A 9,659-nucleotide genomic window follows, 5' to 3' on the forward strand; every position below is an offset into this window, starting at 1 on the left:
CCCGGCGGCCGGATCGGGGCGACCCGGTGCGGCAGTGACGTCGCCGCTATCGACGCCGGGATGTGAAGGGGGACGATCATGAATGTCTTTGGCCGCCGCCGCGATGAGAAGCCGGCCGCGGAAGCCCCCGAGCCCCAGCCCGCCACCGTGCCGACCACGCGCGACCCCGATCTGGGCGCGCCTCCGTTCCGACCCTCCAGGGATGCCTCCACCATGAGCCTCGCGCCGAAGCCCCCCTCCCCCACCCCGTCCATGCCGGGCGGCCCGACGCCGCCCGCCGGCACGGCGATCCCGCCGCGGCCGCCCCAGATGGGCGGGGCCATGGGGGGTGGCATGCCGGTCGGCCAGCCCGGCGCGCCCACCATGCCGACGCCGCGCCCCTCCAGCCCCGATCGCCGCACGCTGGTCGTCGGCCGCGGGATCAGCCTGCAGGGCACGGTGGCGGATGCCGAGCGCCTGGTGGTGGAAGGCACGGTCGAGAGCCAGATGATCCAGGCGACCGAGCTGTCCATCAGCCAGACCGGCGTCTTCAAGGGCGAGGTCCAGGTCGAGGACGCCGAGATCGCCGGCACCTTCGACGGCACGCTGACGGCGCGCGGCCAGCTGGTCATCCGTGGCACCGGCCGCGTCATCGGCGTGGCGCGCTGCCGCCGCCTGATGGTCGAGGATGGCGGCCAGATCTCCGGCCGCATGGAGATGCTGGGCGACACGCAGGTTCCCCCCGGCCCGGCGCCCCGCGCCTACGCCGAGGGCTGAGGCCTTCGGGCCGGGGCGGCGGGCGCACCCCGCCGCCCCGGCCGATGCCGGGCACGATGCGACGCCTCCTCCCCCTTCTGCTGCTGCCGCTCGCGGCCTGCGTGGCGCAGGGCCCTTCCGACACCGCGCAGGTGTTGCAGGAGGCGCTGGCGACGCACCAGGCGAGCCTGGCCGGCATCGCGCCCCGCCCGGCCGGGGCCGGGGGAGAGGGCACGGAACCCGCGACGGTGGCGCCCATCGTCGCGCGGCCGGCGCCGCCCGGCAGCGTGCCGACGCTGGCGGGCCAGCTGGTCGGCCAGCCTCCGGAAGCCGTCACGCAGTGGCTGGGCGAGCCCCGGCTGCGCCGCAGCGAGGGCAATGCGGAGATCTGGCACTACCAGGCCACGCAATGCCACCTGGACCTGATCCTGTACCGGGAGGAAGGGCCGCGCCCCGCGATGCGCGTGGCCCATGCCGCCGCCCGCGCCGTGGGCACCGCGCGGCGCGGGGAAGCCGCCTGCCTGCGGGACATCGCCCGCGGCGCCATGCTGCGGCCGAACGGCGCGCCGCCGACCGAGGAAGCGCGCGCGGGCGCCTGAGCGGTGGGTGCTGTACCGGCAGCTACAGGTACTTGCCGCGCTCCATGATCTCCAGCGTGTACTGCCTGTAGGTCATCCCCAACTCCTCCGCCCGCGCCAGGCGGCGCAGGGCGATTTCCGGCGGCGGGGTCTTCCAGGCCTTGCGATGGGCCCGCTTCCACAGGAACAGGCGGCCGCCGCCCGGGTCCGGCTCCTCCTCCAGCGGCGGGCCGCCATTGTGGCCGATGCCGGGGGGGATCACGCCGCCAGGTCGCGGTAGAAGAAGGTGCTGCCGCAGGGGCGGCCATCCGGGTGCAGGGCGAAGCGCGGGATGGTGCCCAGCGCGGTCCAGCCGAGGCGCCGGTAGAGCCGCTCCCCCTCCCCGCCCTCCGCCGTGTCCAGCACCAGCAGGCTGCGGCCGAGGTCACGGGCCAGCCCCTCCGCCGCCCGCATCAGGGCGGTGCCGAGGCCGCGGCCGCGGGCGGTCCGGCGCACCAGCATCTTCGCGATCTCCGCCCGGTGGGGCTGGTTCTCCGGCATGGCGAGCAGCAGCTGCACGGTGCCGAGGACGGTGCCCGCTTCCTCCGCCACGAAAAGGGCGCGGTCGCCCCTGGCGACGCCCGCCGCCACGCCCTGCCAGAAGGCCAGGGACCGGGCCGGGTCCAGCGGATGCATGAAGCTGACCGAGGCGCCGCCCGCCACGCAATCCACCAGCACCTCGGCCAGCGCCGGAGCCAGGCTGGCGGCCTCCGTCGCATCGAGGCGACGGATCGGGGGAGGGGCGTCTCGGTTCATGGCTGGTTCCGTGCTGCCGATGTGACTATGATGGACGCATGTCCACCATGCAAGACGAACCCGCTGCGGCGCAGCAACATGATTTGGCCGCCCCGCCGCAATACGATTCCGCCGCTCCGCCGCAATACGATCCCGCCGCTCCGCCGCAGGCGGATGAGGCCGCCCGCCGCCTGGCGGAGCGCCTGCGGCTGGAGCGGGAGGCGCGGGGCTGGTCGATCGCGGAGCTGGCCGCCAGGTCCGGCGTCTCCCGCGCCATGATCAGCAAGGTGGAGCGGGCGGAGGCGAGCCCGACGGCGGCGCTGCTCGGGCGCCTCTCCGGCCCCTTCGGCCTGACGCTGTCCGGCCTGCTGGCGCGGGCGGAGGCGGCGCCGGCGGGCGGCGTGGTGGCGCGGGTGGCCGACCAGGCGCGGTGGCGGGACCCGGGCACGGGGTATCTCCGCCGGCAGCTTTCGCCCCTCGGCGCGGATCCCGAACTGGTGCGGGTGGAACTGCCGCCGCTGGCCCGCGTGCCCTACCCCGCCGAATCCTATGCGCTGATCCGGGGTCAATGCGTCTGGCTGCTGGAAGGCACGCTGCTGTTCCATGAGGGTGCGGTGACGCACCGGCTGGAGCCCGGGGATTGCCTGGCGCTCGGCCCGCCGGCGGATTGCGCCTACGAGAACCCCTCCGCCACGCAGCCCTGCCTCTACGTGGTGGCGCTGGCGCGGCGCTGAGGCTTCGGGGAGATAGGGGCATGCCCTGCCCGTCTCCCCCATGATCCAGTGGCTGAACGCCTTCGTCCCGGTCTTCGGGCTGCTGGCGCTGGGCGCCGTGCTGCGGCGCCACCTGCTGCCGAACGACCTGGTCTGGGCGGGGATGGAGCGGCTGATCTTCTGGGTGCTGCTGCCCTGCCTGGTGGCCACGGCGCTGTCGGGCGTCGATCTCGGCCATCTGCCGGTCGGCGGCATGGCGGTGGCGATCTGGGCGGCGCTGGGCTTCGGCACGCTGGCGGCGGTGGGGCTGGCGCGACTGCTGGGGGAGGGGCATGCGGCCATGACCTCCGTCCTGCAGGGGGGCATCCGCTTCAACAACCTGATGGGCTTCGCCATCGCGGGCGCGGTCTGGGGCCAGGCGGGGCTGGCGCTGGCGGCGGTGGCCACGGGGCTGATCGTGCCGGTGGTGCAGGCGATCTCCACCATCGCCTTCGCGCTGGGCGCGGAGGGCCGGGTGCGGCCCTGGCGGCTGCTGCGCCAGGTCTTCGCCAACCCGCTGATCATCGCGGTGCTGGCGGGGTTCCTGCTCTCCGCCCTGGGGGGGCTGCCGCCGGGGATCGGGCCGATGGTGCGGAATTTGGGCCAGGCCTCCGTCGCGCTCGGGCTGCTCTGCGTCGGCGCGGCACTGACGCCGCAGGGGCTGACCACGCGGCCGCTGACCCAGGCGGCGACGGCGCTGCTCAAGCTGGTGGCGATGCCGGCCGTCACCTGGGCCTTCTGCGCGGCCATGGGCATCGGCCCCATGCCGACGGTGATCGCCGTGCTGTTCATGGCGCTGCCGACGGCGGCGACGAGCTATGTGATGGCCCGCGCCATGGGCGGCGATGCGCCGCTGATGGCGGCGATCACCACCAGCGAACACGTGCTGTCGCTGCTGACGCTGCCGGTCTGGCTGTTCCTGCTGGGGCGGCTGCTGTAGCGGCCGCCGGCCCTGGCCGCCGCGGGAAACTCTTCGTGCGTTTGGCGTATTGAGGCTCGTCACGGTCCCCGGCCGGCCGCATCTCCGGCGCGGCCGGGGCGGATCCGGAAGGAGCAGGCGGGGCGCATGACGGCTGGCTGGGCGAGCGTGCCCGTGATCCTGGTATGGGCCGTGTCGCTGCTGCTGGTGGGGCTGACCATCCTGCCGCTGTCGAAGCGCCCCTGGTGGTGGATCCGGCTGTGGGATTATCCGCGCCTGCAGCTGGCCGCGGGCCTGATCGGCATGGCCGCCTTCCAGGCCGTGGTGCTGCCCTGGGGCGGGGCGGAGGGCGCGCTGCGCATCGTGACGCTGGCCTGCTTCGCCTGGCAGGTCTTCCGCATCTGGCCCTACACCATCCTGCACCGCACGCAGGTGCCGGGGACGCGGCGGCCGGACCCGGCCGAATCCCTCACGATCCTGGTGGCCAATGTGCTGCAGGAAAACCGCCGCGCCGCGGATCTGCTGGCCCTGATCCGCCGGGTCGATCCCGACGTGATCCTGACGCTGGAGACCAATGCCTGGTGGGAGGGGCAGCTGCGCCCGCTGCTGGAGACCCATCCCTTCGCCGTGCTGCACCCGCTGGAGAACACCTACGGCATCCACCTCTTCTCCCGCCTCCGGCTGCGGGATGCGGTGGTGCGGGAGAGGGTGACGAAGGACATCCCCTCCGTCTTCGCCCGCGTGCGGCTGCGGTCCGGGCGGCTGGTGGACCTGCATTGCCTGCATCCGGAGCCGCCGCAGATCGGCAACGACGTGGCGGAACGGGATGCGGAGCTGCTGCTGGTGGCGAAGGAGGTCGCGGGCAATCCGCGGCCGACCATCGTCTGCGGGGACCTCAACGATGTCGCCTGGTCCCACACCACGCGGCTGTTCCAGCGCCTCAGCGGGCTGCTGGATCCGCGCGTCGGGCGCGGGCTCTACCCCACCTTCCATGCGGAGCACTGGTTCGCGCGCTGGCCGCTGGACCATGTCTTCCACGACGCGCATTTCCGCGTCGCGGGGCTGCGGGTGCTGCCCTATTACGGCTCCGACCATTTCGCCATGTGCATCACGCTCTGCCATGACGCGACGGCGGCGGTGGAGGCGGAGATTCCCGAGCCCGACGAGGACGACCACGCCGAGGCCGAGGCCAAGATCGCGGAGGGGCGGGAGGCGGCCGCGCTCGGCACGCCCCCCGTGCAGGATTAGCGCCGGGGCAGGAAGCCCACGATCTCCTCCGCCCTGGCGCAGATGGGGGAGGCGATCGCCTCCGCCCGGTCGGCGCCGAGCCGCAATTCGGCATCGAGCGCGGCGGGATCGTCCAGCAGGCGCTTCATCGTGCCCTGGATGGGCGTGAGATGCGCGACCAGCGCCTCCACCAGCACCTCCTTGAAACTGCCAAAACCCTTGCCGCCATGTTCCCGCAGCACGTTCTCCGGCATGGTGCCGGTGATGGCGGCGAGGATGCCGACCAGGTTGCGCGCCTCCGCCCGCGCCTCCAGGCCCGAGACATGGTCCGGCAGCGGTTCCGGGTCCGTCTTGGCGCGGCGGATCTTCAGCGCGATGGCGTCGTGGTCATCGGTCAGGTTGATGCGCGACTGGTCGGAGGGATCCGACTTCGACATCTTCTTGGTGCCGTCGCGCAGCGACATGACGCGGGCGGCGACGCCCTGGATCATCGGCTCGATGCGGGGGAAGAAATCCACGCCGTAGTCGTGGTTGAACTTCTCCGCGATGTCGTTGGCGAGCTCGAGGTGCTGGCGCTGGTCATCGCCCACCGGGACCTTGGTGGCGTGGTAGGTCAGGATGTCGGCGGCCATGAGGTTCGGATAGACATAGAGGCCCGACCCCGCCGCTTCCCGGTCCTTGCCGGCCTTGTCCTTGAACTGCGTCATGCGGTTCAGCCAGCCGAGCCGCGCCACGCAGTTGAAGATCCAGGCCAGCCGCGTATGGGCATGGACGTGGGACTGGATGAACAGCGTGCAGCGCCGCGGGTCGAGCCCGCAGGCGATCAGCGCCGCCGCCATCTCCCGCGTCTGCCGCGCCAGCTCCTTGGGGTCCTGCCAGACGGTGATGGCGTGCAGGTCCACGACGCAGAAGATGCTCTCATGCGTATCCTGCATCGGCACCCAGTTGCGGATGGCGCCGAGGTAGTTGCCGAGGGTCGGGACGCCCGAGGGCTGGATGCCGGAGAAGACGCGGGTCATGGGCTGTATCGCTCGTGTGATGGGGCGTGGTTGTGCCGGGCGGGCGGGCAACGTCAAGCCGGGTACGGCCGGTGGCCGAAGATGGCGGTGCCGATGCGGACATGGGTGGCGCCTTCCGCGATGGCGGCCTGGTAGTCGCCGGACATGCCCATCGACAGCGTCCTGAGGCCATGGCGCGCCGCCATCTCCCGCAGCGCGGCGAAATGCGGGCGGGGGTCGCCTTCCACCGGCGGGATGCACATCAGGCCTTGCACCGGCAGGCCGTGGTCGTCGAGGCAGGCGCGGATGAAGGCATCGGCCTCCGCGGTCGGCACGCCGGCCTTCTGCGGTTCGTCGCCGATATTGACCTGCACGAGCAGGCCGGGGCGGCGGCCCTCCTTCGCCATGGCCTCGGCCAGGGCGGTGGCGAGCTTCGGGCGGTCCAGGCTTTCGATGACGTCCGCGATCCGCACCGCGTCCCGCGCCTTGTTGGTCTGCAGCGCGCCGATGAGGTGCAGGCGGAGCCCCGGATGGTCCGCCCGCAGCCCGGGGAATTTCTGCTGCGCCTCCTGCACCCGGTTCTCGCCGAACACCGCCTGCCCGGCGGCCAGCGCGGCCAGCACCGCGTCCTGCGGATTGGTCTTGGAGACGGCGACCAGGGTGACGGAGGCGGGATCGCGATTGGCGCGCAGGCAGGCTTCCGCGATGCTGTCGCGGATGCGCGCCAGGTTGGCGGCGATGGGGTGCGGTGAGGGATCGGACATGGCGCGGACGCTAGAGGTCTGGTCGCGGCGCCTCAAGCCGCCCCGCGCGCGGGGCAGGCGCCTGCCCTGCCTGTGGCTGCTGTCGGACCCCGGCCGGCTGCCGGATCCGCGCGCCGCGGCGGCGCGGCTGCCGCGCGGGCAGGGCGTGCTGGCGCGGGGCGCGAAGCGCGGCGTGCTGCGCGGCCTGGCGCGGCTGGCGCGTGCCAGGGGGCTGGTGCTGCTGGTGGGGGGCGATGGGCGGGCGGCGCTGCGGGCGCGGGCCGGGCTGCACCTGCCGGACCGTGCCGGGGCGCGCGGGCTGCTGCCCTTCCTGCTGGCGCGGCGGGCGGGGGCGCCCTGGGCGCTGCTGTCGGTGGCCGTGCATGGGCGGGCGGCCCTGGCGCGGGCGCGGCGGCTGCGGCCCGATCTCGGCTTCGTCTCGCCCGCCTTCCCGACGGAGAGCCACCCCGGCGCGCCGGCGCTGGGCCCGCTGCGCTGGTCCGGCCTGGCGGCGCGGCTGCCCGTGCCGGCGGTGGCGCTGGGCGGCGTCGGGCCACGGACGGCCGGGCGGCTGCCGCTTCGCCGGGTGAAGGGCCTGGCCGCGATCGGGGCGCTTCGCGGCTGATTGCTGCGCGGCGGTGGGCCTTCGTGGTGTCTCATGGCGTCGCGGGCTGCTCACGCGCCGCGAAATGTCGCGCAACATGCTGTGGCTCTGCCGCCACACTGTCTCACGGAAGTCGCGAGCTTGGTTGCTGGCCCGTTGCCGGCGGGGATGAGGCCGGACCATAGTCGGCCCGGGCCTGACTGCCATTGGGGGATTTCCCCCGGTGGCGGCGTCCTGCCGAGGGGGGCAGGCGGGTCGTCGCATGCCGGGGGCCACCCGGTGCAGGAGGAGGTTTAACTATGCGCAAGATTCTGCTGGGCACCACCGCGGTGGTCGGCGCTGCGCTGCTGAGCAACGTCGCTCAGGCGCAGACGGCTCCGACGGTCCGCATTGGCGGCTACTTCGAGTTCACGGGCGCCTATGTCGACGACAGCGCCGACCGCAACGCCGTCACGATCGCCGCCGGCACGGCCGGCCCGGCCCGCACGGTCAACCGCGACAAGATCGACTTCCGCACGGACGCCGAGATCGTCGTGATCGTCGGTGGCAAGGCCGCCAACGGCCTCAGCTACGGCGCGCAGGTCGAGCTGCAGATCGACAACTTCATCCCGCAGGCCAACACCACGGCCGGCACGGGCGTGGACACGGACGAGGCCTGGGGCTTCATCTCCTCCCCGACCCTCGGCACCCTGCAGTTCGGTGACCAGGACAGCGCGGCCTCCCAGATGGCCGTCTCCCTGCCCGGCGCCGTTGCCCAGCTCGGCATCTCCTCCCAGTGGGACGAGTTCGTGGCCCTCGCCGCGGACGGCAACCGCTACCTCGTCGCCGACATCAACGACGGCAACGACAGCACCAAGATCATCTACATGTCGCCGCAGTTCTTCGGCTTCGACTTCGGCGTGAGCTTCGCGCCGAACCGTCGTGAAGGCGAGGAATACCGCACGGTCACGTCCGGCCTGACCGCCGGCACGCAGGTCCTGCAGCGCGACCCGAACGACAGCCTCCGCAACGAGCTGTCGGGCGCCATCCGCTACCGCGGCAGCTTCGGCAACATCGGCGTGACGGCCGGCCTCGCCGCGCACCGCGCCGACGCGGCGTCCAACAACAACAACCTCCAGGACGTGTCCGAATACCAGGCCGGCCTGCAGGTCACGGGCTTCGGCCTGACCGTCGGCGGCATGTACCGCTGGGGCAAGTACGGCGGCGTGACCGCCACGGCCCTGCCGTCCGGCCGTGCGCAGTCCTCCACCTGGGGCCTGGGCGCGACCTACGTGACGGGCGCGATCGCGGTCGGCGGCTTCTACGCCAAGGCCGAGCGTGACAACGGCGGCGCGCTGGCCGACCGCACGCAGACGGTGTGGGGCCTCGGCGCCTCCTACACCCTCGCGCCGGGCATGGACCTGTTCGCGAACTACACGAACATCTCGGACAAGAACATCGCCGCTTCCGCGACGGCGCTGGCCCCGGTCGGCAACGGCCCGCTGGCGCGTAACCGCGACATCGACGTGTTCGTCATCGGCACCCGCCTGACCTTCTGATCCCCCTGGGATCGGAAGGGCTGACGGCCCGGGATGGGGGCGGCGGGGAAACCCGCCGCCCTTCTTCGTTTCAGCCTGCTTCGCCCCCGGCGCCGGGGTGATGGAATCGGTTTCAGCCAGGGCCGGTTTTGGGCCCTTCGGCCGCGGGCCAGTTTTCCTCCGCCCGCAAAGCGGCTAGGAAGCAGGCCGGGGCGCGGTTGCGCCCCCGATCGCTCGGGATGGGAATCATGCGGCGGCTCAGGAATGTCTTGTCGGTCGGCCTCGTCGCCAGCGTCCTCGCGGGGTGCTCCACCCTGTCGGAGAACATGCGCGTCCCCGGCCTCGACGAATACAATGACGACAGCAAGCGGGCCCGCGTCCGCGGCCGCCTGACGGGCGAGGACGGCATCCTGATCTTCGGGAATGACCGCAGCAGCCCCGGATCGCGCGGCGGCGGCGCCGGCGAGCAGAGCGGCATCGGCGTCAACGCCTTCCTCTGGCGCGCCTCGCTCGACACCCTGTCCTTCATGCCGCTGGCCTCCGCCGATCCCTTCGGCGGCGTGCTGATCACCGACTGGTATTCGCCCCCCGGCACCACCGGCGAACGCTTCCGCGCCACGGCCTATATCCTCGGCCGGCAGCTGCGCTCCGATGGCGTGCGCATCGCGATCTTCCGCCAGGAACTGCGCGGCAATGCCTGGGTGGATGTCCCCGTCTCCGCCGGCACGGCGTCCGAGCTCGAGGACCAGGTGCTGAGCCGGGCGCGCGAGCTGCGTTCCCAGGCCACCGCCGCCGCCCGCTGAACGGCAACC

At 72.9% G+C, this 9,659-nt stretch carries 12 protein-coding genes; 8 read left to right on the plus strand and 4 right to left on the minus strand.

Annotation, left to right across the window (positions count from 1 at the left end; genetic code table 11):
• The first annotated feature begins 78 nt into the window (after positions 1–78).
• Positions 79–756: a bactofilin family protein gene (locus JJI54_RS03645; protein ID WP_203071016.1), complete on the plus strand. Its 678-nt coding sequence runs from the start codon at positions 79–81 to the stop codon at positions 754–756.
• 56 nt (positions 757–812) lie between these two features.
• Complete coding sequence (locus JJI54_RS03650; protein WP_203071018.1) at positions 813–1,334, plus strand: hypothetical protein; 522 nt, start codon at positions 813–815, stop codon at positions 1,332–1,334.
• Between the two features lie 22 nt (positions 1,335–1,356).
• Here the strand turns inward: JJI54_RS03650 and JJI54_RS03655 are convergent, their stop codons facing one another.
• Positions 1,357–1,575 (minus strand): hypothetical protein, encoded by a 219-nt coding sequence (locus tag JJI54_RS03655; RefSeq protein WP_203071020.1) that lies wholly within the window; start codon positions 1,573–1,575, stop codon positions 1,357–1,359.
• Positions 1,572–2,108: a GNAT family N-acetyltransferase gene (locus tag JJI54_RS03660; RefSeq protein ID WP_203071022.1), complete on the minus strand. Its 537-nt coding sequence runs from the start codon at positions 2,106–2,108 to the stop codon at positions 1,572–1,574. Before JJI54_RS03660 ends, JJI54_RS03655 begins: the two co-directional genes overlap by 4 nt.
• Before the next feature lie 38 nt (positions 2,109–2,146).
• Between JJI54_RS03660 and JJI54_RS03665 the strand changes: the two genes are divergently transcribed.
• From JJI54_RS03665 to JJI54_RS03675, 3 genes are all read left to right on the plus strand, one after another.
• Positions 2,147–2,821 carry a helix-turn-helix domain-containing protein gene (locus tag JJI54_RS03665; protein WP_226381361.1) on the plus strand — a complete coding sequence of 225 codons (675 nt, stop codon included), beginning with the start codon at positions 2,147–2,149 and terminating at the stop codon, positions 2,819–2,821.
• 40 nt (positions 2,822–2,861) lie between these two features.
• Complete coding sequence (locus tag JJI54_RS03670; RefSeq protein ID WP_203071024.1) at positions 2,862–3,779, plus strand: AEC family transporter; 918 nt, start codon at positions 2,862–2,864, stop codon at positions 3,777–3,779.
• A 126-nt stretch (positions 3,780–3,905) separates the two neighbouring features.
• A complete protein-coding gene (locus JJI54_RS03675) occupies positions 3,906–5,006 on the plus strand; it encodes an endonuclease/exonuclease/phosphatase family protein (protein WP_203071026.1) in 1,101 nt (366 codons plus the stop codon).
• Here JJI54_RS03675 and trpS read toward each other — a convergent pair.
• Positions 5,003–6,004 carry a tryptophan--tRNA ligase gene (gene trpS, locus JJI54_RS03680; RefSeq protein ID WP_203071028.1) on the minus strand — a complete coding sequence of 334 codons (1,002 nt, stop codon included), beginning with the start codon at positions 6,002–6,004 and terminating at the stop codon, positions 5,003–5,005. The two genes, JJI54_RS03675 and trpS, sit on opposite strands and share 4 nt — an antisense overlap.
• Before the next feature lie 53 nt (positions 6,005–6,057).
• Positions 6,058–6,747, minus strand: a complete 690-nt coding sequence (locus tag JJI54_RS03685) for a YggS family pyridoxal phosphate-dependent enzyme (protein ID WP_203071030.1) — start codon at positions 6,745–6,747, stop codon at positions 6,058–6,060.
• Between JJI54_RS03685 and JJI54_RS03690 the strand changes: the two genes are divergently transcribed.
• The 3 genes from JJI54_RS03690 (at position 6,746) to JJI54_RS03700 (ending at position 9,650) form a co-directional block, all read left to right on the plus strand.
• Positions 6,746–7,351 (plus strand): thiamine phosphate synthase, encoded by a 606-nt coding sequence (locus JJI54_RS03690; RefSeq protein WP_203071032.1) that lies wholly within the window; start codon positions 6,746–6,748, stop codon positions 7,349–7,351. The two genes, JJI54_RS03685 and JJI54_RS03690, sit on opposite strands and share 2 nt — an antisense overlap.
• 278 nt (positions 7,352–7,629) lie before the next feature.
• Positions 7,630–8,868 (plus strand): porin, encoded by a 1,239-nt coding sequence (locus tag JJI54_RS03695; RefSeq protein ID WP_203071034.1) that lies wholly within the window; start codon positions 7,630–7,632, stop codon positions 8,866–8,868.
• 227 nt (positions 8,869–9,095) lie between these two features.
• Entirely contained in the window at positions 9,096–9,650 is a 555-nt protein-coding gene (locus tag JJI54_RS03700; protein WP_203071036.1) for a DUF3576 domain-containing protein, read from the plus strand.
• Positions 9,651–9,659: the final 9 nt, after the last annotated feature.

It is taken from the genome of Falsiroseomonas ponticola (assembly GCF_016805305.1).
Taxonomy (GTDB): Bacteria; Pseudomonadota; Alphaproteobacteria; order Acetobacterales; family Acetobacteraceae; genus Falsiroseomonas; species Falsiroseomonas ponticola.